The following is a 25226-nucleotide window of genomic DNA, read 5'->3' as shown; positions in this document are numbered from 1 at the left end:
AGTACGCACGCAATTAATGTGTAAACACACGAGGGCGTGGACAAACCTAAACAATTCGCAAGCTTTCGAGGGACCCCGAGGACCGCACGGCCATGTCGCTGGACGCAAGACGGCAGCTCGTTACGCAGCTTGTCGAAAGCTCGCGCATTCTGCGCAACTATATTGATCATCGTGCCAAGCAGCGCGGCACGACACGCGCGCAATGGGTGGTGCTGTTTCGGCTGCGCGCGCAGGAAGGGTTGTCCCAGGTCGATCTCGCCGAAGTGCTGGAATTGCAGCCGATCTCGCTGGTTCGACTGCTGGACCGGCTGGTGGAGCAGGGTCTGCTGGAGCGCCGTCATGATCCCAGGGATCGACGGGCGAACCGAGTCTACCTCACGGCCGCCGGTCGGCAGCTGGTGGACGAACTGGACGAGCTGCGCGACGCCATCGCTGCCGATGTGCTGCACGACATCCCGGACGACGCGGTGGCCGCCAGCCTCGCCACGCTCCGGGGGCTGAAGGAGCGGATCAAGACACTGTCCGAAACCAAGTCGGGCGTTGCGGTCAAATAACCGACACCGCGCCTCGAGGTGCCTCGATCCGATCTTGAGTTGTGATGCTTCACAAGAGCACCCTGAGTGCGAAAATGCGCAGAGGGGGGCTTCTGTCGTCACTGCTCGCGCAGATCGACCATGTCTGGACGGCGCACGAGCTGAATGGCGTGGCCGCGGCGGCGCGGCCTCCGCCCGCCCCCGCTGTGCCGAACGCGCCGCGGCCGGTCGCGCAAAAGTCGTCCTCCGACCTATTGTCGCCGTCTTGTCGCGCCCGATGAGAGCTGATTAGAAGCGGATGACTTCGGCGGTGGCCGCGGTGCCCCGGACATTCGGCAAGTTTTCAACCTGAGCGGGGCTGCATCGTCCGGCAAGCGACGATGCGCCATGCGACGACAACGAGATGTGGAGCCTTCGATGGAAGAATTGAACGGAAAGATGCTCGCCTGCCAGATCCTGGTCACCGGCCTGATCGCGCGCGTCGCCAACGAGCAGCGCGATCCCCTGCGCTTCCTGACTGATTTCCGCGACGAGATCAGGGCTGTCGTCAACGGCGTGCGGATCGCGGGCATCGACGATTCCGAGCGCGTGCGCCGGATCGCGGTGCAGACCGTCGATGAGCTGTTCTCGCTGATGAAGCCGCCGAGCAGCGACGAGACCGCCGGGTCGTCGACCTGAGACACGGGCCGATTCGACAACAGCGCGAGTCAAATCGCGCTGTTTAGAACGATTTCAAGTTCCGCCTGTTTCTATTAGTTGCGCGTTTTTAGAATTGTTTTGATCTGGAACTATTCAAGGCCAAATTGGGGCTCCTCAAATTGACCCCCTGAAACACGCCCGATACCAACGACACATCGTCGCACTGCGAATGATCCGCGGAAGCGATGTGCAATGAAAAATCTGGGGCGCGTGAAATTAAAATGGGACAGGTGAGAGCACCGCGTTCGCTGCGGGCAGGCGCAGCGATGAAGTTTTTCGAGGGACGAGGAGAGGGGCCTCTCGTCACCAAAGTGTCGGCGGTCGCCGGCCTGATGGCCGTGGCGTCGGTTTCGTCAGCCGAAGCGCAACCCGCTTCCGACCTGCCACCCGTGAACGTCGATGCGCCGGTCGCGCGCGCCAAGCCGACGTCCTCCAAGCCGACCGCCGAGCAGGTCCGCGCCCGCAATGCCCTGCGCCGCGCGGCCCGCCAGCAGGCGGGGCAGCAGGGGGCCGTGGCCTTCCCGAACGCGGGCGGGCTGGCCGCGCCCGACGCCAACCCCTATGCTGACGCGGCCGAGCCGTACAAGGTCAACCGCGTGCAGGCCTCGGGCAAGTTCCCCGAGCCGCTCCTGAACACGCCGAAGACGATCACGGTGATGAGCAAGGAGGTGCTGCAGGACAAGCACGTCACTGCACTCAAGGAGATCGGCCGCTCGACCGCCGGCGTGACCCTGGGCTCGGGCGAGGGCGGCAACGCCTTCGGCGACCGCTTCTTCATCCGCGGCTTCGATGCCCGCAACGACGTCTTCATCGACGGCATCCGCGACCCCGCGGTGTCGATCCGCGAGAACTTTTTCACCGAGCAGATCGAGATCCTGCGTGGTCCGGCCTCATCCTATGCGGGGCGCGGCACCGCCGGCGGCGCGATCAACATCGTCACCAAGCAGGCCGGCGACACCAACTTCAAGCGGATGGACACCGAGTTCGGCACCGACCAGCAGAAGCGCGTGACGCTCGATGTCAACCAGGTGGTCTCGCCGACCGTCTCGGTGCGCACGGGCGGCGTGTTTCAGGACTCCAACGTCGCGGGACGCAACTACGTCACCGACGACCGCTGGGGCGCCTTCCTCTCGACCAAATGGACGCCGACCGAGGACCTCAAATTCACGACCAACTATGTCCACACCGATCTCTCCGGCTATCCTGATTTCGGCGTGCCCTACTACAAGCAGGGCAACGTGCCGGTGACTTCGGCCGGCATCCCGCGCAATACTTGGTACGGCTTCCTCAACCGTGACTTCCAGGCCGCGCGGCAGGACTTCGGCACCGGCACCATGGAGTACAAGGTCAACGAGGCAATTACGCTCACCAGCAAGTTCCGTGGCGAGCATTCAGAGCTGAACTACATCGGCACGCTGCCGCAGAACCCGAACACGACCAGCTCCAACCCGCTGCTGTGGACGACCACGGCCAGCGCGCAGAGCCGCTACCAGACCGTCGACGTCTGGGCCAACCAGAACGATGCCACGTTCAAGCTCGACACCTGGGGCATCAAGCATACCGCAGTCGTCGGCACCGAGTTCTCCAACGAGACCATCTCGATCGATCGGTATACCGGCCTGTCGTCGGAGCTGTTCGGCGGCGGCTCGACCAGCTCGGGCGCGGTCACCGGGGTCAATCTGTACTCGCCGCAATACACCAACATCCCGTTCAGTACGACGCCGTCGCTGGTCGGCAATCCCACCCGTTATGGCGTCAACACCAACAGCGTCTACGTGATGGATACGGCGAACTGGCGGGACACCATCATCCTGAACGGCGGCGTGCGCTATGACGGCTACATCATGGGGTCGTCGAACAACACCAGATACCTCAAGATGAACGCCGATCTGGTCAACTACAATGTCGGCCTGGTCTACAAGCCGATGCCGATCGGCAGCATCTACGCCGCCTACGCGACCTCGGCCAATCCGTTCGGCTCGGAGCTCGACGCCACCGGTACCGATTATGGCGGCGTGCCGGCCAACACCACGGTGCTGCTCGGGCCGGAGCGCAACAAGGCGGCCGAGCTCGGCACCAAATGGGAGCTGGTCGACCGCCACCTCCTGGTCTCGGCTGCGCTGTTCCAGACCACCAAGGACAATGCGCGCGAGACGGTGAACAGCATCCTCACCTCGGGCGCGGCCTACCGCATCCAGGGCATCGATATCGAGGCGGAGGGCAAGCTGACGGACCGCTGGAGCATCTTCGGCGGCCTGGTGCTGATGCAGTCCAAGGTCACCCAGAGCGGCGTCGCCTCCAATATCGGCCTGCAGCTCGCCAACATCGCGCACCAGTCGTTCAGCATGCTGTCGAAATACAAGCTCGACAATGGCTGGGAGATCGGCGGCCAGGCGGTCTACCGCTCCAAGGTCTATGGCGGCACCTTCGCGGCCAACACCGGCAACGAACTGCCGGCGTACTGGCGCTTCGATGCCTTTGTCGAGAAGAAGCTCGATGCGCACTGGACCATGAAGCTGTATGCGCAGAACCTGACCAACAAGCTGTACTACGACACGCTGTATCGGAGCGCGGTGCCATTCGTCGCCGTGGCCCCGGGCCGCGCCTTCTACATCGTGACAACTGCGAAGTTCTGATCATGCTGATCTGCATCCCGGACGTTCTGTCCAAAGACGAGGTCGCCGACTTCCGCCGCATCATGGATGCGGCGGAGTGGGAGGACGGCCGCTCGACGGCCGGGGCGCAGTCGGCCATGGTCAAGCGCAACGAGCAGTTGCCACCGGAGGGTGAGGCGGCGCGGGTGCTCGGCCAACGCATCATCACGGCGTTGACGAAGAATCCGCGCTTCCTGTCGGCGGCGATCCCGCTGCAGATCTTTCCGCCTTTGTTCAACCGCTACACCGCTGCGCGCGGCGATCATTTCGGCATTCATGTCGACAATGCCGTGCGCGGCGATCCGCTAACAGGGCTTCGCATCCGCACCGACCTGTCGATGACGCTGTTCCTGGCCGAGCCGGACACGTATGACGGTGGCGAGCTTGTGATCGAGGACACCTACGGCTCGCACGAAGTCAAGTTGCCCGCAGGGCATGCGGTGCTGTATCCGTCATCGAGCCTTCACATGGTCACGCCGGTGACCCGCGGCGCCCGGGTCGCCTCTTTTTTCTGGATGCAGAGCATGATACGGGATGCCCATGTCCGGAGCATGATCTTCGATCTGGACACGGCGATCCAGAGCTTGGCGGAACGCCTCGGGAGGGACGATCCCGATGCGGTCAAGCTGACCGGCATCTATCACAATCTGATCCGGCAATGGGCCGAGGTTTAGTGGGCCGAGATATGATGACATCGTTCCTCGCAAGGTTTGCAATCGTCCTGTCATTTCTGACCGTTTCGGCCGTGGCGCCTGCGGGCGCGCAGCAGGTCGTGCCACAGGCGCCGGCTGCTCCTGCGATCTCGACGGACCTGTCGGCTCAGCCTCCGGCGGCGGGACAGCTGGCCCCGGGACAGGCGGCCGCGACCAGCGCCGAGAGCGCCGCACGCGGTGGAAAGTCGTTGACCACCGGGCTCGACGAGCTGTCGCCGCTCGGCATGTTCCTCAAGGCCGACATGATCGTCAAATCGGTCATGATCGCGCTGGCGCTGGCCTCGGTCGCGAGCTGGACGATCCTGATTGCCAAGAGCATCGAATTCTCGGTGCTGCGCCGCCGCTTGGTCGCAGCGCTGCGCAAGCTCGGCGGTGCGAAGTCGCTCGCCGAGGCGCATCTGGCGCTCGGCAATGGCAAGAACGTCGCGACGGTGCTGCTCCAGGCGGCCATCGCGGAGGCGCGGCTCTCGGCCGGGCTCGGCAGCGACGAGGGCATCAAGGAGCGCGCGGCGTCGAGCTTCACCGAGATCGTCCGCGCCGAGGCGCGGCGCGTGCGCGTCGGCATGGGCCTGCTCGCCACCGTCGGTGCCATCTCGCCCTTCGTCGGGCTGTTCGGCACAGTCTGGGGCATCATGAACAGCTTCATCGGTATCTCCAAATCGCAGACCACCAATCTCGCCGTGGTCGCGCCGGGCATCGCCGAGGCGCTGCTGGCGACCGCGATCGGCCTGGCCGCGGCGATTCCCGCCGTCATCATCTACAATCACTTCTCGCGCGTCACGAAGGGCTATCTCGAGCTGGTCAACCGCGCCTCCGGCGCCACTGGGCGGCTGCTGTCGCGCGATCTCGATCGCAGCCAGATCGGCCTGCACGCGCGCGCGGCGGAGTAGCAGGCGATGGCCGTCTCGCTCTCCGAAGGCGATCTCGACGACGATTTCGACGAGACCCACGACATCAACGTGACGCCGTTCATCGACGTCATCCTGGTGCTGCTCATCATCTTCATGGTGGCCGCGCCGCTGTCGACCGTCGACCTGCCGATCGACCTGCCGTCGTCGAGCGCGACGCCGCAGAAGAAGCCGGAGAAGCCGACCTATGTGTCGGTCAAGCCCGACCTGTCGCTGGCGATCGGCGAGAACCCGGTCAAGCGGGCTGATCTGGTCGCCGAGCTGAACAGGGTGATGGCCGACCAGACCGATCGGACGGTCTTCCTGCGTGGCGACCGCGGGGCTCCCTATGGCGAGGTCATGGACGTTCTGGAGCTGCTGCGCGATGCGCACTTCAAGTTCAAGCTGGTCGCGCTGGAGCGGCCGGCCGGGGCTGCCGGCGGAGCGGTTGCCGCTCCGGCCCCGCAACCCTGATCGGTCCGTCTGAGATGAGCGATCTCCTCACCTCGCACTCGACCTCCCGCGCCGCCTGGTTCGCGGCGGCGCTGGTGGCCATCGCGCTCCACATCGGCGGCGTGGCCGTGGCCTTGACCACGGCGCATGGTGACGACGACGATGGCGGCCTCGGCACTGCCGCCGACGTCATCGACGCCGAGATCGCCGCTCCGAAGGTCGAGGATTCGGACTTGCCGATGGGCGTGGATTCCGTCGCCGATACGGCCTCGGCCGCCACCCCGGAGCAGAAGGCGGAGACCGAGCAGACGGATCTGCAGAAGGGCATTCCCACCACCACCGAGGAGGCCGACCAGCAGGTGTCGCCCACCGAGGCCAAGAAGCCCACGGAGGAGGAAAAGGTCGCCGCCGTCGAGACCAACGCGTCGGAGGCGCGGGAGGCGGCCGTGGACAGCTCGCGCAAGACGCTCGATGCCAAGGTCCCCGAAGCCGATCGCGTCAAGGCGCCCGATCCCAGCGGCACCGGCAAGGACAGGGACCCGCAGACGGCCAACTGGCAGCGCAAGCTCAGCCTGATCGTGAAGAAGAATCAGAAATATCCCGCCGGCAAGACCCAGGGCGGAAGCGTCCGGATCTCCTTCAAGCTCAACCGCCGGGGCAACGTGGTCTCCGTCGACGTGATCCAGTCATCCGGCGACCCGGATTACGATCACGAAGCGGTGGCGATGGTGCGACGCTCGGATCCGTTCCCCAAGCCGCCGGCGCAGATCTCGGACGACGAGATACCCTTCAACATCGTCGTGAAATTCCCGGCGACCAAGACCTGACGCCGCGGCCCGAGGGCCTGGTCCTCCTGGCCGTACGGCTCACTGCCAGTACAGCCTGATCCCGACATAGGCGACGCAGAGCGTGACGAAGATCAGGGCCACCGGCAGCTTGCGCTGCGCGGCGGGGCCGGACTGCGCCGCTTTCGGCTTCGGCGGCAGCTTGCGGAAGGCGGTGACGTTGTCGCTCACCGGCTCGGCCGCGGCCTGCTTGACCTCCGGCGGCGCGCCGCCGCCGCCCATCTCGGCGTAATAGGCCTTGTACATCTCGCGGATGGTGGCCTCGGTCGCCTCGTGCTCGGACATCTCGCCCAGCCGGGTCTTGTAGCTCGCCAGGAACTCCTGCGCGGCCGGCGGCAGGCCGGAGGCGCCGTTCAGCTTGGCGATCATCTTCCAGGTCGCGAAATCGGCGCGGGCGCGCGTATCGGCGCGGCGCGCGATCATCATGTCAGCGGCTTTGACCAAGAGTGCCTCGGAGCTCGTTTACCGTCCCTGATACGGAGACCTATGCGTTACCCGTCAATAACAGAAGCAGTTGCTTGAGAGAATCGGTCATGGCGCGGAGCAGCCCCGACACAAAATCAAGATTAAGACCGAACTGGGAACCCGCGAGCGGCAGCAGGATCAAAAATCCGATCAGAATCAGCATGCCGTAGGGCTCGAGCCGGGCAAAAGGCCGGGCCAGCACGGATGGCAGCAGCCCGACCGCCACCCGGCCGCCATCGAGCGGCGGTATCGGGAGCATGTTGAACACCGCGAGCAGGATGTTGAACGAGAAGGCATTGAGCAGATTGTGGGCAACCCATCGCGCCCCCTCGGCCGGCACCAGTGGCAGGACGTGGAATGCCAGCCCGGCAGCCAGCGCCAGCACGATGTTGGTCGCCGGCCCCGCCAGGGCGACCATGATCATGCCGGCCCGTAGTGGCTGCAGGTTGCGGAAGTTGACCGGGACCGGCTTGGCATAGCCGAACAGGAACGGCGAGCCCGACAGGAGCAGCATCCCCGGCAGCAGAATCGTGCCGAACGGATCGATGTGCTTGAGCGGGTTGAAGCTGACGCGACCGAGTTGCTTGGCGGTGTCGTCGCCGAACCGCCAGGCGACGAAGGCGTGGGCCGCCTCGTGAAAGGTGATGGCGATGATGACCGGCAGGATCCAGATCGAGATGCCGTAGAGCGAGATGTTCAAGGAGCGAGGTTCCGGACGCGTTGACGCCTTACATAGGCACGATGGTTCCGCGATGCTACGCGGGATTTTCCGGAAATTGCGGCAGGCCGTCGTCCAGGCTCACCCAGCCGATCCTGGCCGACGTCCAGATGTGCTCGGTCGGCCTGAACGCATTGGGATCGTCGAAGCAGGCCAGCGCCACACCGACGACGGGGCGGGTCTTGCGCCAGGAGAACAGCCGCGTGCCGCAGCGCGGGCAGAACATCCGGTCGAGCGCGTCGGACGAGGGGAAGCGCGCGGTCTCGCCGTGGATCGTCAGCGCCTCATGGGAGAACAGCGCGCGGGCGAAATAGGGCGAGCCCATCGCCTTCTGGCAGTTGCGGCAATGGCAGATGCGGACATTGATCGGCTCGCCCGTGCAAGCGAAGCGCACTGCACCGCAGAAGCATCCGCCATGGTGGGTCATGATGTCGGTCTCCGTCCCGGATGAATGTCATCAGCGCATCGCTGCGCGGATTGTTCGAGGCTGCTCACGGACGCTTTTCCAGATGCGAGGGTCGGACTTGTCGAGTTTTGATAGAGCAGATCGGGTGTGGTCGGCGAGTCCTCATCTGGCGACACGCGCTCTCGCAGCCGTCATTGCGAGGAGCGTAGCGACGAAGCGATCCAGAGTCCCGCGATGACCCTGGATTGCTTCGCTTCGCTCGCAATGACGGAGAGATCTCGTTTGTTGGTTAGTCGCGCCGTCCACCATTGCGCAGCGGAACGCGCTGAGGGAGGTGGGCACGCTGCCGCCTTGCGGTGGCTGCTTTGCCCACCTCCGAGGTTGCCACGTTGGTGAGCTAGCCCCACCCCTCCAGCACGATCTTGCCGCGTGAGGTGTTGCTCTCGATCAGCGCATGCGCGCGCTTGAGGTTCGCCGCATTGATCGTGCCGTAGTTGTCGCCGAGCGTGGTGCGGATGACGCCCTTGTCAATCAGATCTGACACGTCGTTCAGCAGGTTGTGCTGGGCGATCATGTCAGGCGTCGTGAACGACGACCGCGTGAACATCGATTCCCAGTGGATCGAGATCGCCTTGCCCTTGAAGGCGGCGATCGAAAACTCGGCGGGATCGTCGATCAGGCCGAACTTGCCTTGCGGCGCCATGAGCTCGGCGATCGCCTTGTAGTGCTGGTCGCTGTGGGTGAGGCTCGCGACGAGCGCGACAGGCGGCAGCTTGAGCGCGTCGATCTGTTCCTTCATCGGTATGGCGTGGTCGACGACGGCGTGGGCGCCGAGCGCCAGGCACCAGTCGCGCGATTCCGGCCGCGTCGCGGTCGCGAGCACGGTCAAGCCGGTGAGACGGCGCGCGAGCTGGATCAGGATCGAGCCGACGCCGCCGGCCGCGCCGGTGATCAGCAGAGTGCGATCGTCGAGGCTCTTGCCAGTGATAGCGCCGAGCCGGTCGAAGAGCAGCTCCCAGGCGGTGATCGAGGTCAGGGGCAGGGCGGCGGCTTCGGCGAACGACAGGCTCTTGGGCTTGCGGCCCACGATGCGCTCGTCGACGAGATGGAATTCGGCGTTGGTGCCCTGGCGCAGGATCGAGCCGGCGTAGAAGACCTCGTCGCCGGCCTTGAACAGCGTCACCTCGGGGCCGACCGCCTCGACCACGCCGGCGGCGTCATAGCCGAGGATCTTGGTCTCGCCGGCCGGCGGCGCGGCACGCTTGCGCACCTTGGTGTCGACGGGATTGACCGAGATCGCCTTCACCGCGACGCAGATGTCGCGCCCTTTCGGCTCGGGCTTGGCGGTTTCGAAATCGAACAGCGCGCGCTCCTCGATGATGGCGAGCGACTGCTGGTAACCGACGGCCTTCATCACAATCTCCTGGCTGGCTTCTCCATGGGATTTACTTGTCCTGCTGGCGTCGTTTCGGCAAGTACTGTAAAAACAGGGAACTAGTCCCCGTTTGGATACTATTGGGCCAAAACGCGATGAAACGGAAGAATTTCGCCCGCCGCCCTGGCTGCGCGGTCGAAGCCACGCTCGATCTGATCGACGGCAAGTGGAAGGGGGTGATCCTCTACCACCTGCAGGGCGGCAGCCAGCGCTTCGGCGAGCTGCGCCGGCTGATGCCGAGCGTGACGCAGCGCATGCTGACCAAGCAGTTGCGCGCGCTGGAGGAGGACGGGCTGGTGGTCCGCAAGGTCTACGCCGAGGTGCCGCCGCGCGTGGAGTACAGCCTCTCCGAGATCGGCGAGAGCCTGCGGCCGGTTATCGAGGTGCTCAGGACGTGGGGCGAGCGGCACCAGGAACGGCTGTCCTGTGCCCCCGTTGCCGAGACCATCAAAACGCCGCATCAGACCGCCTGAGCTTGGCCATCACGGCCGTTCCGCCTATATCCAGGGCCTCATTTTTCCAGGATTTGTCGCATGACGTTGATTCGCTCCACCGTAGCCCTGCTGCTGTCGCTGCTGGCCGCCACACCGCTCGCGGCGCAGGACCGGCGCGTGCCGCAATCCGCGGCCGAGCTGCGACTGTCCTATGCGCCGATCGTACAGCGCGTGCAGCCCGCGGTGGTCAACGTCTACGCCGCCAAGGTGGTGCAGAACCGCAATCCCTTCCTCGACGATCCGATCTTCCGCCGCTTCTTCGGCCTGCAAGGCGGACCACAGGAGCAGATGCAGCGCTCGCTCGGCTCCGGCGTGATGATCGATTCATCCGGTCTCGTCGTCACCAACGTGCATGTCATCGAGGGGGCCGACGAGGTGAAGGTGTCGCTGTCCGACAAGCGCGAGTTCGAGGCAGAAATCGTGCTGAAGGACAGCCGCACCGATCTCGCGGTGCTCAAGCTGAAGGGGACCAAGGAGCAGTTTCCGACCCTCGAGCTCGCCAATTCAGATGACCTCCTGGTCGGCGACGTCGTGCTGGCCATCGGCAATCCCTTCGGCGTCGGCCAGACCGTGACGCACGGCATCGTGTCGGCGCTTGCGCGCACCCAGGTCGGCATCACCGACTATCAGTTCTTCATTCAGACCGACGCGGCGATCAATCCCGGCAATTCCGGCGGCGCGCTGGTCGACATGACCGGGCGGCTCGCCGGCATCAACACGGCGATCTATTCGAAGTCCGGCGGCTCGCAGGGCATTGGCTTTGCGATCCCCGCCAACATGGTGCGGGTCGTCGTGGCCTCGGCCAAGAGCGGCGGCAAGGCGGTGAAGCGTCCGTGGCTCGGCGCGCGGCTGCAGGCAGTGACGCCGGAGATTGCCGAGAGCCTCGGCCTGCGTTCGCCGACCGGCGCGCTGGTCGCCTCGGTGGTGGCGAACAGCCCGGCGGCGAAAGCCGGCATCAAGTCGTCGGATCTGATCGTGTCGATCGACGGCCAGACCGTGGACGATCCCAACGCCTTCGACTATCGCTTCGCCACCCGTCCTCTCGGCGGGACCGCGCACATCGAGGTGCAGCGCGGCGGCAAGCCGGTGAAGGTCGCGGTCGCGCTGGAGACGGCGCCGGACACCGGACGCAACGAGATGGTCATCAACGGCCGCTCGCCGTTCCAGGGTGCCAAGGTCGCCAACATCTCGCCGGCCGTCGCCGACGAGCTGCATCTCGATGCCGACACCGAAGGCGTCGTCATTCTCGAACCGGGCGACGGCACCACGGCGGCCAATGTCGGCTTCCAGAAGGGCGACGTGATCATGGCCGTCAACAACCAGAAGATCGCCAAGACCACCGATCTCGACAAGGCCTCGCGCGAGCAGGCCCGCCTCTGGCGCATCACCGTGCTGCGCGGCGGCCAGCAGATCAACGTCACGCTCGGCGGATGAGCCCGAAGCGGCCGCAGCAGGGCGGACCGAGCCTCTTCGCCGCGGCGGGGATGGAGCACGATGCGCCGCGGCCGCTGCCGGAGCGGCTGCGCCCGCACGAGCTGTCGGATGTGGTCGGACAGGACCACATCCTCGGCCCTGACGGCGCGCTGACGCGCATGCTGGAGACGCGCACGCTGGGCTCGCTGATCTTCTGGGGCCCGCCGGGCACCGGCAAGACGACAGTCGCGCGGCTGCTGGCCGACGCCACCGAGCTGCACTTCGAGCAGATCTCGGCGGTGTTTTCCGGCGTCGCCGATCTGAAGAAGGTGTTCGACGCCGCGCGCGCCCGGCGCGAGACCGGGCAGGGCACGCTTCTGTTCGTCGACGAGGTGCATCGCTTCAACCGGGCGCAGCAGGACTCCTTCCTGCCGGTGATGGAGGACGGCACCGTCGTGCTGGTCGGCGCCACCACGGAGAATCCGTCATTCGAGCTCAACGCCGCTCTGTTGTCGCGCTCGCGCGTGCTGGTGTTCCACTCGCTCGACGCCGCTGCGATCGAGAGGCTCTATAGCAACGCTGAAGCCGTCGAAGGCCGCAAGCTGCCGCTCGACGACGAGGCGCGTGCCGTGCTGATCCGCATGGCCGACGGCGACGGCAGGGCCTCGCTGACGCTCGCCGAGGAAGTGTGGCGCTCAGCGCGCAAGGGCGAGATCTTCAATGCGGTACAGTTGCAGGAGATCCTGCAGCGCCGCGCGCCGATCTACGACAAGTCGGCCGACGGCCACTACAACCTGATCTCGGCCATGCACAAATCGGTGCGCGGCTCCGATCCGGATGCGGCGCTGTACTACTTCGCCCGCATGCTCGACGCCGGCGAGGATCCGCTGTTTCTCGCCCGCCGCATCGTGCGCATGGCGGTGGAGGACATCGGGCTGGCCGATCCCCAGGCGCTGGTCATCGCCAATGCCGCCAAGGACGCCTACGACTTTCTCGGCTCGCCCGAAGGCGAGCTCGCGATCGCGCAGGCCGTGATCTATGTCGCGACTGCACCGAAATCCAACGCCGCCTACAAGGCCTTCGGCGCCGCCAAGCGCGTCGCGAAGGAGGGTGGCTCATTGCTGCCGCCGAAGCATATCCTCAATGCACCCACCAAGCTGATGCAGAGCGAGGGCTATGGCACGGGCTATCAGTACGACCACGACACGCCCGACGCGTTTTCCGGCCAGGACTACTTCCCCGAGGCCCTCGGCCGCCAGCACTTCTACGACCCGCCGGAACGCGGCTTCGAGCGCGAGATCCGGAAGCGGCTGGATTACTGGGCGAAGCTGCGTAAGGAGCGGGGTGGATAGCATAGTACCTCTCTTTAGAGGTGCTGACCGTTGCCGGTGACGCTGGGTTGGCCTGACATCAGGAAGAAGCAGACTGATGACGCTGACCTTTCTTAGCGGGCTTCCGCGGTCTCGCGCAGTGCAGCAAGCACGCCGTGGTGCAGCTGTCGCGATGTGAACGTTGGTGAGGCAGTCAGAATCTACGGAGCTTGCTTGACTATTTTCGAAATAGGGGGATTGATTTAGCGCCGCGGGTCGATCTCGTCTTTTCGTTAGCTAGCGACGTACACTCTACTTCGACGATGCGTGATCAGTGAATGTTGTGGGGGCGGGGCTGCAGTTCGACGGCAGCCCGATCGTGTGAGTGCGTCTCGAGGTCGTAAGTCATCTTTCCGAGCAGGATAATCGATCATCGAAGGAAGGGCAGCTTCCTCTCGTGCCACATGACAAATTTCGTTTTTTCAATTCATATCAAGGAGCAAGTCATGATCTTCAAGTTGGGGGCGGTCGCCTCTATTGCGGGTCTTTTCATCTTTGGCGTCGGCACTGCAGCAGCGGGATCCTTGTCGGAGTGCGACGCCGCACTAATCGTTTCCACTTACAATAAGATAGATGCTTCTAAGTCCGACTGGCGAATGGCAACGTTCGTGGACAAGGAGGCATATAACAAGATCAAGGATTCTGCCGGCGCATCGGCTGTCATATATGGCGTGCCGGTGGGCGCAAATTACGACCAGTTCCGTGAGAGTATCGATCGCTATAAGACGAGTACGACAGAGAGTTTCTCGCAGGACCAGTTCCACAACGTCTCTTGGACAGGACTCGGGGCTGAGGCGGCGGATGCCTACAAGGAATGTATTAGGCAGAAGAGTCGGGGTTTGTACATCGTTCCTGACAAGGCGACCGATTCTGACCTGTCATTCCGTGTCGTGTACGGCGTGGTTGGCGGCAGTCCTAATCCACTTCCTGTGAAATGGATGGGTGCTGCCGCGAAGGACGCGTCCCTTCCGAAAACGGTGAGCGCCGGTGAAAGGATCATCGTCATCGACAGGCCTGCCAAGTCTTCCATGCTGGCACTCAACGACGATGCGAATGCCGGGCTTTCCGATTCGCTGATTCTGACGCCTTTGCCGCCTCCGATCCCTCCGGAGCAAAAATTTGCCAACCGGTGTGTCATCACGCAGACCGAAGACCCGGGATCCATAACGAGAGGCAATTCGTTCTCATGGTCTTGTGATCGGCTGAGGGCTGGTACCTATGCGGTTTCGTTGAACGTTGTACCGAGTGCGCCAAGGCCGGTCCGCTTGGGCTGGCACGCACAGATCAAATTCATCGGCGACAAGGACACTGAAGTTTTCGATCTGGCGAAGTCTTCCGGCGGTATCATCGATACAGTCAATGCTGGCATGGGGACAAGCTTCCAGAGCAACGGCAACAACATCACCGTTAGACAGTCGGGGGCGATACCCGTCATCAGCGTATTCGTGGATAGTACTTGGTGGCACATGGATTTTGCCAACCAGTCCAACGACCCGATCAACATTCCGAAGAACGTCAGCATATCGGTGATTGGAAAATAGACGCCAGCGGCGCAGCAGACGGCAGTTCGCCCATCTGGAGAGCTGCCGTCTGCTTCCGTGACAAGAGACGCCAGCTTACTTCCCTGTCTGCACGAACTCGGCAATCTCCCGCGTCAGCCGGTCGTCGTCGGTGTTGATCGAATACACCTCCGACATATGGCTGTGCTGCGGCAGCATCACCGCGCGGGCGCAGCCGGATGGCCGCTTGCACGTGGCCTGCTTCAACAAATCGAACTGCTCGACGAAGCGCGGCGGGTCCATCTCGGCGGAGGCGATCATCAGCGGCAGCGACGAGGCTTGCAGGCCGGCTAGCGACGACCGCTCCTTGAAGCGGGAGGGGTCGGTGCCGAAATAGGCCATCTCCTGGTCGCCGAGCGGCGTCGCCGTGAGGTCGTAGACCCCGGAGGCCATGATGGCCCCCGCAAGGCCGCCGCCGCCGACTTTGTGGAATTCGGGATGCGCGACATAGGTCGCGACGTGCACGGCGCCCGCGGAATGGCCCATCAGGAAGATCCGTGCGGGATCGCCGCCGTTCTCGGCGGCGTGGGCCGCGACCCATTGCACCGCGCTTGCGACGTCCTCGACGCCGGCGGGCCAGGGGAATTTCGGCGCCAGACGGTAGGTGATGTTGACGCCGACGAAGCCGTTCTTCACGGCCCACAGCATGATGTTGTCGTAGAACGGGCTGTCGGGCGTGGTGCGCTTGTTGCCGCCGATGAAGGCGCCGCCATGCACGAAGATCAGGATCGGGCGCGGCGCAGCCGTCGCGGTCTCCGGCGTGAAGACGTCGAGCAGGTTGCGCTCGGCGGTGCCGTAGCGGACGTCGCGCTGAACCTTCACGCCCACATAGGGTTCCCGCGCCTGCAGCGGCGCGTAGATCGCAGCCGTCTTCGGCGGGTCGATGGCGCGGCCGATCTCGATCAGCTTCCAGGCGATGTCGTCCGGCATCGGGCTCTGCTGCGCCTGCGCGGCACCGAGCGTCAGCGCGGCCGTCAGGATCGTCAGGGCCAGTCTCGTCAGCATCATCGGGTCAGCTCCGATCGTGTCCGATTCGCGCAAGGGGAGGCCTTGCCGGGCCGATTTACCGTGATTTCGCCGTGACTGGCAGGGGCTTTTGCGATAGGCAGCACCCATGAGCCGCCGCATCAAGCGAACCCAGACCCGATCCGACCGCCCGACCGATCGCCGCAAAGATGAGCGGCCGAAGGCCGAAGCCGCGCGCAGCGCAGGTGCGCCGGCCAAGCGCGGGGCGCCAAAGCGCGAACCGGGCAAGCGGACGGATGGCGATCGTCCGCGGCGCGAGAGCTTTGCCGGCGAGCGTGACGCGCCGCGCAGCGAGTTTGGGCGAGGCAAGGGTGACCGCGTCCGCGCACCCCGCGGCGAGCGCGAGGATCGGCGCGAGACGTTCGAGCCGCGCGGCAAGCGCGCCGCTGCGGCCAAGCCCGCGCGCTTCGGCTCCGAGCGGTCCGAGCGCAAACCAGTCGCTGCGCCGCCGCCGAAGAAGCCCGAGCCGGAAACGGCAGTGCTGCCCACCAAGGTCCAGACCGTCGTCGTCACCGCCGATGAGAACAACATGCGCGTCGACCGTTTCCTCGAGGCGCGCTTTCCCGGCCTGTCGTTCTCCCACATCCAGCGCATCGTCCGCAAAGGCGAGCTGCGCGTCGATGGCAAGCGCGCGGACTCCAAGGACCGCCTGGAGGAAGGCCAGACCGTCCGTATTCCGCCGCTCAAGCTCGATGCGCCGAAGGTTTCGGGCGTGTTGTCGGAGGCCGAGCAGAAGACCCTCGATAGCCTGAAGGCGATGACGCTGTATGAGGATGACGACGTGCTCGTCCTCAACAAGCCGGTGGGGCTCGCGGTGCAGGGCGGCTCCGGCATGACGCGGCACATCGACCAGATGCTGGAGGTCATGCGCGACGCCAAGGGCCAGAAGCCGCGGCTCGTGCACCGCATCGACCGCGAGACCTCCGGCTGTCTGCTGATCGCCAAGACGCGCTTCGCCGCGACGCATCTGACCGGCGCCTTCCGCAGCCGTTCGGCGCGCAAGATCTACTGGGCGCTGGTCGCGGGTGTTCCGAAGCCGAAGCAGGGCCGCATCTCGACCTATCTCGCCAAGGACGAGGGCGAGGACGACACCATCATGCGCGTCGCCGCCCATGGCGACGAAGGCGCCAGCCACGCCGTGACCTATTACGCCGTGGTCGAGGCCTCCGCCAACAAGCTCGCCTGGGTGTCGCTAAAGCCGGTGACCGGGCGCACCCACCAGCTGCGTGCGCACATGGCCCATATCGGCCATCCCATCGTCGGCGATCCCAAATATTTCAACATCGAGAACTGGTCGCTGCCCGGCGGCCTGCAGAACCGGCTGCATCTGCTGGCGCGCCGCATCGTCATTCCGCATCCGCGCGGCGGGTTCATCGACGCCACCGCGCCGCTGCCGCCGCACATGCTGCAGTCGTGGAACCTGCTCGGCCTCGAGCACGACCGCTTCGACCCGATCGAGAACGCGCCGGAGGAGTGAGCGATTGTCGTACCCCGCATGAGCGCAGCGACATGCGTGTTCAATCGAACGGCGCGTGGGACCCCGGATATCGCTGCGCTCATCCGGGCTATGCGTTTCACTTCCTGAACTGCTCCAGGAACAGCCGCAGTGAATCGTGCGGCGTCTCGATGTCTAGAATGACCCAGCCGTCCGGCCCCTTGACCACGATGAAGTTGAGGCTCACGCGGCGGCCCTGGTTGTCGAAGCTCGCCGCGACATAGGTCTTGTCGAACTGCCTGCGCAAGATCGCAATCGCGACCGGGCCGAGCCTCCAGCGCGGGCTCTGCACCATAAAGTCGTAGGGCTCGCGCCGCGGCGCTGTCCAGGCCTTCGCGAGGCTCGGATCGAAGAACTGCCGCGCGGCCTCGGCCGTCCGCGGCAGGCCCGCCGACAGCTCCGGCGCCCCCCGGCCGTAATGCGCATAGACGTTGCGTACCAGCGATTCCGGCGTGCCGAAGCCGGCGGCGGCCGGGACGGCGCTGCCGAGCAGGATCAGGATGGAGAGCGGGGCACGCATCGGCAGCTCGCATTTCGGGCGGACAGGGCTTATCTAGCGCGCAAACCACGGATCCTGTGTGATCCTTCCCTATGAGAGGGCCGGAATTTCCATGCGTGAACTGTTCGACGACGTCGCCGGCCGGTCGCCGCTCGATCCGCAGGAATCGGCGCGCCAGGCGATGCGCGCGCCACTGCGCAAGCGCTTCTACAAGGAGGCCGGGACCGCCGCGGCCGACGGCGGCTTCCATGTGACGCTCGATGGCCGGCCGATCCGCACGCCGTCGGGCCGGCTCGTCGTCATCCCTGCGAAGGAGCTCGCGGAAGCCATCGCCGCGGAATGGCTGGCCCAAGGCGACAGCATCGATCCCACCCAGATGCCGCTGACGCGGTTCGCCAACAGCGTGGTGCAGTCGGTGGTGGATCGCGTCGAGGACGTGCGCGAGGACATCGCCAAATACCTCCAGTCCGACCTGCTGTTCTATCGTGCGGCAAACCCGGAGGCGCTGGTGGCCCGCGAGGCCGAGCATTGGGACCCGGTGCTGGACTGGGCGCGCGACAATCTCGGCGCGCGTTTCATCCTGTCCGAGGGGATCATGCATGTCAGCCAGCCGGATGCGGCGGTGCAGGCGGCGCGGAGCGCGCTGCCGACGGGCCCCTGGGCCGTGGCCGCCGCCCATGTGGTCACCACATTGACCGGTTCGGCGCTGCTGGCGCTGGCGCTGGTGCACGGCGTGCGCGATGCCGACCAGGTCTGGGCGGCTGCTCATGTCGACGAGGACTGGAACGTGGCGCAATGGGGGGCCGACGAGGAGGCGATGAGCCGCCGCGCCGCCAAGCAGATCGACTATCAGGCCGCTGTTCGCATCCTCCGGGAGCTCGGCGCGTCGCACTGAGGCCGGTTAACGCCGGGTTTAGGGCGAGGGGCTAGGCTGTGCGCGTAACCCGAGTACGCGCATGGTCCAGAGTGTCACCCCGCCGCCTTCCGTGAGCGCCGTCCGCGGCGTCGGCAACGCGCCGTCCGGAACCACGGTGGCGGGAGCGACCACGCTGCAGGCCGGTGCGCTGCTCAGCGCCAGGGTGCAGCAGGTGCTCGCCGAGAATCTGGTCCAGGTCGCGATCGGTAACCTGTCGATGGAGCTCGCCAGCGAGCTGCCGCTGCAGGCCGGCCAGTCCGTGCAGGTCGCGGTGTCGCAGACCGCGCATGGCCTGCAGCTCGCGATCGTCGGGCAGGGCGCCGCTTCGGGCACGGGCGGCACGCCGACGCCGGCCGCCACCGTGGTCGACGTCACCGGCCGCCTCGCGCCGACCTTGGCACCGCCTCCCGATCCGCTGACCGGGCTCGAGCGGCTCGCGGTGTCGATCGCCAGCGAGGAGGCGGCTACACGCCAGGGCAGCCAGGGGCCGTTGTTCGCCGATCTCCAGGCCGTGGCCGACTCGCCAAATCTTCCGCCGGCGTTGCGCGCGGCCGTTGCCCAGGTGCTGGCGCAGCAGACGCAGCTGTCGCCGGCGCTGACGGCGGAGGACGTGCAGGGCGCGGTGCGCAATTCCGGCCTGTTCCTGGAATCCTCGCTCGCCAATGGCAGCGCCGGTGCCGGCGGGCCCGACCTGAAGGCGGCGCTGATCGTGCTGCGCCAGACGCTGGCGGCGGTGCTGCAGACCGTCGATCCCGGCGCCACCGGATCGACGACGCCGTCGCCCGGTGCCTCCTACGCCTCGGTGCTGTCGGAGGCCGGCCGTGCCGCCGCCGCGCAGCAACAGAATGCGGCGCCCTCGCTGGTGCCGGATATCGACATCGAGCTGCCCCCGCAGCCCTGGGCCACCGGCATGGGCCGGGCCGATGTCGCGTCCGCCGGCCTCACCGGTTCGGCGCTGATCGAGTCCCTGACGGGGGCCAAGGCGCAGTCGCTGACCCCCGGCGCGGTGCTGGCCGTGCTGCAGGAGGCGCAGCAGCAGATCCCGCGTGCCGCCGGCCTCATTCCCGGACGCAACACCAATGGCCGCGGCGACGTCGTCGCCCGCACCAACACGCCGCCGCCGCCATTCCGTGGCGGTGCGCCGGTGCCGCAGCACGTGGCGACGCCGACGCTCGGGTCCGACATGCCGCTGCCGGCAATTGCGCACCGGCTGCTCGACGAGACCGATCAGGCGCTGTCGCGGCAGACGCTGCTGCAGGTCGCCTCGCTGCCGGATCGCCCGGATGCCTCGACCGCGCGCACCGATTCCTCGTCGCCGCGCTGGAATTTCGAGATCCCCTTCGCCACGCCTCAGGGCACGGCGATGGCGCAGTTCGAGATCTCGCGCGACGGCGGCACGCAGGCGCCCGATGCCGCCAAGCGCGTCTGGCGCGCGCGCTTCTCGCTCGACGTCGAGCCGGCGGGTCCCGTGCATGCACTGATCTCGTTCAGCGCCGAGCGGACCTCCGTGCGGATGTGGGCCGAGCGCCCGGTCACCGCCGCGCGGCTGCGTGCTGGCCTGTCCGATCTCGGCCAGGCGCTCAGCCGCGCCGAGCTGTCGCCGGGCGATCTCGTGGTGCAGGACGGCGCGCCGCCGGCGGTGATGCCGCCCAAGGCCGGCCATTTCCTGGATCGCGCGCTATGAGCATCGACGTGAAGGCCGCCAGCAAGACCCAGCTCGCCGTCGCGCTGCATTACGACAAGGGCCAGGGCGCGCCGCGCGTGGTCGCCAAGGGCAAGGGCACGATCGGCGCCAAGATCATCGAGGTTGCCAAGGCGCACGACATCCCGATCGAGGAGAACGAGGTGCTGGCCGGCGCGCTCTCCAATGTCGAGCTCGGCGACGAGATTCCCGAGGAGCTCTACAAGGCCGTCGCCGAGGTGCTGGTGTTCGTACTCAATCTGTCGCGGCCGATGCGCTGAGCGCGCCGCATTGTGATCTCCGTCATGCCTCGATGGTCGTCGCCCTGTGATAGGCAGGGGTGGAATTCGACGGAGAGATGACGCGATGCCCATCATGAGCCGCCGCCATGCGCTTGGCCTGCTGGCCGGCGCCAGCCTGCTGCCCGCGCGCGCCTTCGCGCATGTCGCGCCGCCGCGCAACGAGATCCGCGGCGCGCTCGCCGAGCGCTTCACCGAGGCCGCCACCAAGGGCACGTTCCTCGCCTACAAGGTGGAGGAGTATCTCATCATCGCCAGCGACACCGAGCGCTCCGGCGAGGCGAGGCTGCCGGCCTCGACGTTCAAGATCGCCAATTCGCTGATCGCGCTGGAGACCGGCGTCGTCGCCGACCCCGACAAGGACGTGTTCAAATGGGACGGCATCACCAGATCGATCGAGGCCTGGAACAAGGACCATACGCTGCGCAGCGCGATCGCGGTGTCGGCCGTGCCGGTCTATCAGGAGATCGCGCGGCGCATCGGGCCCGAGCGGATGCAGAAATATCTCGAGGAGCTCGACTACGGCAATCATGACATCGGCGGCGGCATCGATCAGTTCTGGCTGACGGGCGCGCTGCGGATCGATCCCGTCGAGCAGGTCGATTTCATCGATCGCCTGCGGCGCGGCGCATTGCCGGTGGCCAAGCGCAGCCAGGATCTGACGCGCGACATCATTCCCGTCACCAAGGTCGGCGACGCCGTCATCCACTACAAGTCGGGATTGCTCGGCAAGGAGCAGGGCGCGCTCGGCTGGATGGTCGGCTGGGTCGACAAGGGTGACCAGCCGACCGTGTTCGCACTCAACATGGATTGCCCCGAGCCACGTCACGTCGAAGCGCGCATGACGGTGGCCCAGGCGTGCCTGAAGGACATCGGCGCGCTTTGAACGTCGCGGCGACGGGAGCGCTTATCTGCGCGCCAGCTCCAGGTCGACACCTCGGATGTCCGTGCCCGCCGGGCGGATCGACACCGTCTGCCGCTTGCCGCTGGTCGTCAGCGCAAGGCCGGCCGAGAAGGTCTGGCCGCGCGCCTGGGCCTCGATGCGGTTGCCGACGGCGCGGCCCTCGATGGTGCCCGACGCGTTGTGGCTCGCCTCGCTCCATTGGCCGGAAATCTCGCCGCCGCGATAGGCGACGTCGCTGGAGAGATCGATGTTGTAGCTGTCGCTGGCGCAGCGGATGTTGAGGCGCAACTGCTCCCCGGCGCCGCCGACGTCGTAGGCCGCCCGGCAGCGCAGCCGCTCCTGGTTGCCGTCGGACAGGTTGATCACGCCGCCGCCGGTCCAGGAGCCCTCCAGCGCCCGGAACGGCGAGGCGGGTGCGCCATGGGCTGCGCCGCCCAGTGCGAGGGCGGTGAGCAAAGTCGGGATTGCAAGGCGAGAGGCGCGCATCATCGGGCTCCGTTTCATCGTCGAAAAGCGAGCGACAACGCAACAACACCCGATCCGTTCGATCTGTCACCTCAATAATTGATCCAAATCGTTCTATTTTTGCTCACGACAACTTGAGCAGCGCCCGCAGAAAATCCGTCACCGCCTGCCGCGCGGCCTCGGCGGTGGCCGGATTGCCGCCGACATGCGGGTCCAGCTCGACACAGGCATCCTGATAGGTGAACGGTTGCTGCGTGTCGGCGTTCATCAGCACACCGCCGTCGCCTTCCTTGATGTGGCAGTTGCGCACGGTCTGCGCCTTGGTTGCGACGGCAAGCATATTGGCGCCGAGCAGGCCGAGATCGAAGCCGTGCGGCGAGTCCGGATATTCGGTCAGCTCGACGTCACGCCCGGCGGCCTTCAGCCGTTCGACATAGGCCTTGCACGTTCGCACCGGATTGTAGTCGTCCGGTCCGCCATGGAAGATGCGGATCGGGCGCGCCGCAACGTCGGTATCGCCGAGATAGGTCGTTGCGCAGTCCGGATAGAACGGAATGTAGGCCGCGAACTGCACCCCCGAATGATTCCAGCGCTTGTGGAAGCGCTCGAGGCTGGCATAGAGCGCCGCCTGTCCGCCGCGCGAAAAACCCATCAGCACGATCCGCTCCGGATCGACGCGCGGATGCTTCGCCAGCACGTCGAGCGAGCGGTAGATGTCCATGATCAGGTTGAGCCGGCCGAGCTGCGCCTGGTTGGTGCTGGTGGTGGTGATGCCGCGCCCGGTGAAGCCGTCGATCGCGAAGGTCGAAATCCCCATCGCGTTGAAGGTGCGGCTCCAGGCCGCGATGTTCGCGCCGACGCCGCCCGAGCCATGCATCAAGACGACCACCGGCAGCCTGCCGCTGCCCTGCGCGACCCGCAATTCGCCGACCACGGTGACCGGCTTGCCGCCGTCGTCGCCGGACAGGAATTGCCGGTCGGACAAGGTGAGCGAAGGAATAGGATACATCTCGACCCGGGCCGGCACGTCCTTCCAGATGCCCTGCGCCTGCGCGTTGCCCGTGAGCGCGACGCCGACAATCGCAAGGCTTGCGGCCGCAGCGGCGACGGCGCGAAGGGAGCGCCGGCCGGCACGGCGCGTTGCGCGACTGAAACCGACGGACTCACACGCGGTCGAGACCATACGCGCCGCTTCCACGTGTCGCTTCATGATGATCCTCCCGGCTCGCTGCTTGTTGCGCGGCATTGGAGCCAAGTAGAACGAGTGGGCGCGAGGCTGTCAAACGAGCGCATCGGCTGCGCCAGCGGACAGCGGTGGACAACGCACCGAGCAGGCGATTGGTGCGTCGCGAGAGGTCGGCCGGGCTTCGACGAGATCCTGACATCCATTGCGCTGCTGCAACGCGCGGGGCTTCGCCGGAGACGCAGCACGAGCAGCGGACGAGTCCGCCGTGTCGTCGCGAGGCGCCAGCAAGGCCATCGGCGCTTGTTGCAGAACGAGTCCAAGCCTCTTCAATTCGCTCACGAGCACGAGAGGTGCGCGGCGCAAGAAGGGCGGTCAGCAATGGGCCACGCCGGTCGTGATGGACTGATGAGAGCTTCGTCGCGCCTCGCATCGTAAATCAATCGTTAGCGGCTCGCTCCAATCGTGACGGTATTCGGGAGACCATCGAATCCCGGGGACAACCCGGCCGACTGCTGGTCGCGCTCGTTTCCAAGACAATGACCGGCGCCGGCCTGCGAAATAATGTCGTGCAGTATTGATCCGTATTCCACCGGTGGTCGTTTCACGTTGAGGGACTATGTGTTGTTCGGATCGACAGCGTCAAAATGAAGCACGCGACAAAGCGCGCAGGCGTAGCCGCATCGGTCGCGGCGAAGCATCCCTGCGTTGTTGTCGCAGTCGCCGTTTTGTTGAGGAAAGTAGGTGGCTGTGAGCTATCAACTCACCTATGTAAGCGCCGCACGAAAATTCGTCGGCTCGCGATCGTGGTATACGGCGCGCCAAGTTTGTGAGCGACGACCTGGACGGCAGGCCCACGCGATCGGAGTGGTCTGACGGCCGTCGGGAAATGACGCGCGCCGGCGACGTTATTAGATGGGCTTCATGTTGAAAGAGCAGTTGATCCGTTCCGCCGGCGCGACGATCTGCGCCGTCTCCGTCATCACGCTTGCGGCGTGCAGCGATCAGGGCGGCGCGGCTGCGCCGCATGTGTCCGGTGCTCCCGAGGTCGGTGTCGTCAACCTCGTATCCGCGCCGGTCACGTTGACGAAGGACCTGCCGGGGCGGATCACCTCGATGCGGATCGCGGAGGTGCGCCCGCGCGTCAGCGGAATCGTGATCGAGCGCAGCTTTCAGCAGGGCGCCATGGTCGAAGCCGGGGCGGTGCTCTACCGGATCGATCCGGCCCCGTTCGAGGTCGAGTTGGAGAAGGCGCGCGCAGCGCTCGCCAAGGCCGAGGCTGTGCTCTATCAGGCGGACCGCCAGGAGGATCGCCTGAAGAACCTCTTGAAGGGCGAGGCGACCACCCAGGCGCAGTACGAGCTTGCGGTGGCCTCGGAGCGTCAGGCGCAGGCCGACGTGGCCGCTCAGAAGGCGGCTCTCGCCCAGGCACAGCTCAATCTCGACTGGGCGACGGTGCGGGCGCCGATCTCGGGCCGCATCGGCCGCGCGCTGGTGACCGAAGGCGCGTTGGTCAATCCCAACGAGACGACGCATCTGGCGACGATCCAGCAGCTCGATCCGGTCTATGCCGACTTCACCCAGTCCGTGGACGAGTTGAACCAGCTGCGGCGCGATCTCGCTGAAGGCCGCCTCAAGAGCGTGTCGCGCGAGGCGGCGCGGGTCCGCCTGCTGTTCGATGACGGCTCGATGTACAAGCATCCAGGTCGGCTGCTGTTCTCCGACGTCAGCGTCGATCCGGGCACCGCGAAGGTCACCCTGCGCGGCGAGTTTCCCAATCCGGAGGGCGAACTGCTCCCGGGCATGTATGTCCGCGTTCAGATCGAGGAGGCGATCGATGCCGCGGGCATCGTCGTGCCCAGCCAGGCGGTGCAGCGCACGACGGCCGGCGGCAGCGCCGTCTATGTGGTCAACAATGAGAGCCGCGCCAATCTGCAGCCGGTGCGGCTCGGGCGCGCGCTCAATGGCGGGATGCTGATCGAGGATGGCCTCAAGCCGGGCTGGCGGATCGTGGTCGACGGCTTCCAGAAGTTCGGCCCGGGCAGCGCGGTCACGCCGGTACCGTGGAAAGCCTCCGGATCCGACAAGCCGTCCGCTCCGAACTGAACGCCGCT

The 25226-nt window shown here is 65.9% G+C and carries 25 protein-coding genes; 17 read left to right on the top strand and 8 right to left on the bottom strand.

The features are described from left to right. Positions 1-92: 92 nt before the first annotated feature. From QX108_RS07085 to QX108_RS07055, 7 genes are all read left to right on the top strand, one after another. Positions 93-554 carry a MarR family transcriptional regulator gene (locus QX108_RS07085; RefSeq protein ID WP_315720705.1) on the top strand — a complete coding sequence of 154 codons (462 nt, stop codon included), beginning with the start codon at positions 93-95 and terminating at the stop codon, positions 552-554. Between the two features lie 396 nt (positions 555-950). Beyond that, a complete protein-coding gene (locus tag QX108_RS07080; RefSeq protein WP_315720704.1) occupies positions 951-1211 on the top strand; it encodes a hypothetical protein in 261 nt (86 codons plus the stop codon). Positions 1212-1453: 242 nt separating this feature from the next. After that, positions 1454-3868 carry a TonB-dependent receptor gene (locus QX108_RS07075; RefSeq protein ID WP_315720703.1) on the top strand — a complete coding sequence of 805 codons (2415 nt, stop codon included), beginning with the start codon at positions 1454-1456 and terminating at the stop codon, positions 3866-3868. A gap of 2 nt (positions 3869-3870) precedes the next feature. Further along, on the top strand, positions 3871-4560 hold the full coding sequence (locus QX108_RS07070) for a Fe2+-dependent dioxygenase (protein WP_315780197.1): 690 nt from the start codon (positions 3871-3873) through the stop codon (positions 4558-4560). An 11-nt stretch (positions 4561-4571) separates the two neighbouring features. Beyond that, positions 4572-5489: a tonB-system energizer ExbB gene (exbB, locus tag QX108_RS07065; protein ID WP_315720702.1), complete on the top strand. Its 918-nt coding sequence runs from the start codon at positions 4572-4574 to the stop codon at positions 5487-5489. 6 nt (positions 5490-5495) lie between these two features. Continuing rightward, positions 5496-5960, top strand: coding sequence for a biopolymer transporter ExbD (locus QX108_RS07060; RefSeq protein WP_172113479.1), 465 nt, complete (start codon positions 5496-5498; stop codon positions 5958-5960). 14 nt (positions 5961-5974) lie between these two features. Next, complete coding sequence (locus QX108_RS07055; RefSeq protein ID WP_315780199.1) at positions 5975-6766, top strand: TonB family protein; 792 nt, start codon at positions 5975-5977, stop codon at positions 6764-6766. Positions 6767-6805: 39 nt separating this feature from the next. Here QX108_RS07055 and QX108_RS07050 read toward each other — a convergent pair whose 3' ends face one another. From QX108_RS07050 to QX108_RS07035, 4 genes are all read right to left on the bottom strand, one after another. Beyond that, positions 6806-7210, bottom strand: a complete 405-nt coding sequence (locus QX108_RS07050) for a hypothetical protein (RefSeq protein WP_315726225.1) — start codon at positions 7208-7210, stop codon at positions 6806-6808. 58 nt (positions 7211-7268) lie between these two features. Further along, positions 7269-7949, bottom strand: coding sequence for a site-2 protease family protein (locus QX108_RS07045; RefSeq protein ID WP_315780201.1), 681 nt, complete (start codon positions 7947-7949; stop codon positions 7269-7271). 55 nt (positions 7950-8004) lie between these two features. Next, positions 8005-8394, bottom strand: coding sequence for a GFA family protein (locus QX108_RS07040; RefSeq protein ID WP_315780203.1), 390 nt, complete (start codon positions 8392-8394; stop codon positions 8005-8007). 376 nt (positions 8395-8770) lie between these two features. Beyond that, positions 8771-9787: a zinc-binding alcohol dehydrogenase family protein gene (locus QX108_RS07035; protein ID WP_315780204.1), complete on the bottom strand. Its 1017-nt coding sequence runs from the start codon at positions 9785-9787 to the stop codon at positions 8771-8773. A 116-nt stretch (positions 9788-9903) separates the two neighbouring features. Here QX108_RS07035 and QX108_RS07030 point away from each other — a divergent pair, with 116 nt between their 5' ends. The 4 genes from QX108_RS07030 (at position 9904) to QX108_RS07015 (ending at position 14626) form a co-directional block, all read left to right on the top strand. Continuing rightward, positions 9904-10281 (top strand): helix-turn-helix domain-containing protein, encoded by a 378-nt coding sequence (locus tag QX108_RS07030; RefSeq protein WP_315720697.1) that lies wholly within the window; start codon positions 9904-9906, stop codon positions 10279-10281. Positions 10282-10341: 60 nt separating this feature from the next. Continuing rightward, positions 10342-11736 (top strand): DegQ family serine endoprotease, encoded by a 1395-nt coding sequence (locus tag QX108_RS07025; protein ID WP_315780206.1) that lies wholly within the window; start codon positions 10342-10344, stop codon positions 11734-11736. Next, on the top strand, positions 11733-13067 hold the full coding sequence (locus tag QX108_RS07020) for a replication-associated recombination protein A (RefSeq protein WP_315780208.1): 1335 nt from the start codon (positions 11733-11735) through the stop codon (positions 13065-13067). Before QX108_RS07025 ends, QX108_RS07020 begins: the two co-directional genes overlap by 4 nt. 464 nt (positions 13068-13531) lie before the next feature. Continuing rightward, positions 13532-14626 carry a hypothetical protein gene (locus QX108_RS07015; protein ID WP_315780210.1) on the top strand — a complete coding sequence of 365 codons (1095 nt, stop codon included), beginning with the start codon at positions 13532-13534 and terminating at the stop codon, positions 14624-14626. A 75-nt stretch (positions 14627-14701) separates the two neighbouring features. Here the strand turns inward: QX108_RS07015 and QX108_RS07010 are convergent, their stop codons facing one another. Beyond that, positions 14702-15652, bottom strand: a complete 951-nt coding sequence (locus QX108_RS07010) for an alpha/beta hydrolase (protein WP_315780212.1) — start codon at positions 15650-15652, stop codon at positions 14702-14704. 106 nt (positions 15653-15758) lie between these two features. Here QX108_RS07010 and QX108_RS07005 point away from each other — a divergent pair, with 106 nt between their 5' ends. Beyond that, a complete protein-coding gene (locus QX108_RS07005; protein WP_315780214.1) occupies positions 15759-17147 on the top strand; it encodes an RluA family pseudouridine synthase in 1389 nt (462 codons plus the stop codon). A gap of 97 nt (positions 17148-17244) precedes the next feature. On the opposite strand, the gene QX108_RS07000 is transcribed toward QX108_RS07005, so the two are convergent. Further along, positions 17245-17685: a hypothetical protein gene (locus tag QX108_RS07000; RefSeq protein WP_315780216.1), complete on the bottom strand. Its 441-nt coding sequence runs from the start codon at positions 17683-17685 to the stop codon at positions 17245-17247. 91 nt (positions 17686-17776) lie between these two features. Between QX108_RS07000 and QX108_RS06995 the strand changes: the two genes are divergently transcribed. From QX108_RS06995 to blaOXA, 4 genes are all read left to right on the top strand, one after another. Next, on the top strand, positions 17777-18559 hold the full coding sequence (locus QX108_RS06995; RefSeq protein ID WP_315780218.1) for an ATP12 family chaperone protein: 783 nt from the start codon (positions 17777-17779) through the stop codon (positions 18557-18559). 61 nt (positions 18560-18620) lie between these two features. Next, positions 18621-20264: a flagellar hook-length control protein FliK gene (locus tag QX108_RS06990; RefSeq protein WP_315780220.1), complete on the top strand. Its 1644-nt coding sequence runs from the start codon at positions 18621-18623 to the stop codon at positions 20262-20264. Next, positions 20261-20542 carry an EscU/YscU/HrcU family type III secretion system export apparatus switch protein gene (locus tag QX108_RS06985; RefSeq protein ID WP_172115570.1) on the top strand — a complete coding sequence of 94 codons (282 nt, stop codon included), beginning with the start codon at positions 20261-20263 and terminating at the stop codon, positions 20540-20542. Before QX108_RS06990 ends, QX108_RS06985 begins: the two co-directional genes overlap by 4 nt. A gap of 85 nt (positions 20543-20627) precedes the next feature. After that, the gene (gene blaOXA, locus QX108_RS06980; protein ID WP_315780222.1) at positions 20628-21446 is read left to right on the top strand and encodes an OXA-1091 family oxacillin-hydrolyzing class D beta-lactamase; all 819 of its coding nucleotides are present in this window, start codon (positions 20628-20630) and stop codon (positions 21444-21446) included. 21 nt (positions 21447-21467) lie between these two features. Here blaOXA and QX108_RS06975 read toward each other — a convergent pair whose 3' ends face one another. Together QX108_RS06975 and QX108_RS06970 are read right to left on the bottom strand one after the other, a co-directional pair. Further along, on the bottom strand, positions 21468-21953 hold the full coding sequence (locus QX108_RS06975) for a hypothetical protein (RefSeq protein WP_172115566.1): 486 nt from the start codon (positions 21951-21953) through the stop codon (positions 21468-21470). Positions 21954-22053: 100 nt separating this feature from the next. Beyond that, complete coding sequence (locus tag QX108_RS06970) at positions 22054-23139, bottom strand: dienelactone hydrolase family protein (protein WP_315780224.1); 1086 nt, start codon at positions 23137-23139, stop codon at positions 22054-22056. 897 nt (positions 23140-24036) lie between these two features. Here QX108_RS06970 and QX108_RS06965 point away from each other — a divergent pair. Then, complete coding sequence (locus tag QX108_RS06965; RefSeq protein ID WP_315780226.1) at positions 24037-25218, top strand: efflux RND transporter periplasmic adaptor subunit; 1182 nt, start codon at positions 24037-24039, stop codon at positions 25216-25218. Positions 25219-25226: the final 8 nt, after the last annotated feature.

The sequence above is a fragment of the Bradyrhizobium sp. SZCCHNR1002 genome (assembly GCF_032381435.1).
Taxonomy (GTDB): Bacteria; Pseudomonadota; Alphaproteobacteria; order Rhizobiales; family Xanthobacteraceae; genus Bradyrhizobium; species Bradyrhizobium aeschynomenes.
Note: the sequence above shows the minus strand (reverse complement) of the source record. Positions and strands in the feature narration are given on the sequence as shown.